The sequence below is a fragment of the Oleiphilus sp. HI0067 genome (assembly GCF_001635735.1).
Map to the genome: position 1 here is coordinate 1 of NZ_LWFI01001248.1, position 1160 is coordinate 1160.

Annotated in this window: 2 protein-coding genes; both read left to right on the forward strand. The window is 42.8% G+C overall.

The window, feature by feature from the left end; genetic code table 11:
• Window positions 1-118 precede the first annotated feature (118 nt).
• Entirely contained in the window at window positions 119-424 is a 306-nt protein-coding gene (locus tag A3739_RS19020) for a hypothetical protein (RefSeq protein WP_068479713.1), read from the forward strand.
• 51 nt (window positions 425-475) lie between these two features.
• Window positions 476-1105: a MotA/TolQ/ExbB proton channel family protein gene (locus A3739_RS19025; protein WP_068479715.1), complete on the forward strand. Its 630-nt coding sequence runs from the start codon at window positions 476-478 to the stop codon at window positions 1103-1105.
• The last annotated feature ends 55 nt before the right edge of the window (window positions 1106-1160 follow it).

Here is a 1160-nt window from a genome sequence, read left to right on the forward strand (position 1 = left end):
ATTTTGATAAAGCTGAGCGGCATTACTTGGCTTTCTTAGAAGGAGCAGACGGGCGAGCACAAGAAGATCAAATAAAACATGTAAAGTTGTGGGTTAGACTGCTCAAAAGGAAATCTGCATGAAGGGATTACACATTATTCAGTTTTGCTCTTTAGTGTTGATGCTATCCTACGCCAGCTTTACAACAGCTAATGACAAATCATCGGAACAGATTAAGACTATTTCAATCATTGGTAATTCTGAATTACCTAAAGTCGAATTAGCGCTGCCATGGAGAATATCTGGCTCAGCGGACCCAACTAAGATCGAATTAGACCCTGAGCCAATGCCTGACGTATTAAAGCCAATTTCGATGGATAAGCATAAGCGTAAAGTTTATTTTCACCATTACATCCAAATGCCAAAGTCATTTGGATCACAATAGATTTGAGTTGCTCTTAATCGATCGACAGATAACAAAAAAGGAGTAAGGTTTTTGGATACCGTAGTTAAGTTTTTTCAAGATGGCGGCATGTTCATGTATCCAATTGCGTGCATATTGCTATTCGGCTTCGCCATTACGGTTGAGCGATTTATTTTTCTAACGCGGGCGAAGTCAACAAATAGAAAAGTGTTTGAAAACGATTTGCTCCCCTTGCTTGTAAAGGGCGATTTCGTTGCGGCGGGTGCCAAAGCGCGTGAAGGAACGAGCGCAATCTCAACAATGCTTGATATCGGTTTAACGCGTTTTAATTCTGGACGATCTAGGGACGAAATTGAGTATGCGATGGAAGAATCGTTAATGGAGATCTTACCTCGCCTTGAGAAACGTACGCCGTTTCTCGCGATGCTCGCAAACGTCGCAACCTTGCTAGGTCTCTTGGGAACCATTATCGGTTTGATTGCGGCTTTCACAGCGGTTGCAAACGCGGACCCAGCGCAGAAAGCGACCTTGCTTTCGCAAAGTATCTCTGTCGCGATGAATACAACTGCGTTCGGTCTAATGGCTGCAATTCCGCTTTTGATGGTCCACTCGTATCTTCAGGCTAAAACGAATGAGATCGTTGATAGTTTCGAAATGGCGGGGATCAAAGTGCTTAACCTCTGTGCTTCAACGCAAAAATAGTTAGAGCATAGAAAGTACTTTCAGATGTCTTTAGTAGTCGCTCATCATAATTTGC

Coding starts and splice junctions, on each gene's coding strand:
- A3739_RS19020 (WP_068479713.1), top strand. CDS start 119: ATGAAGGGATTACACATTATTCAGTTTTGCTCTTTAGTGTTGATGCTA.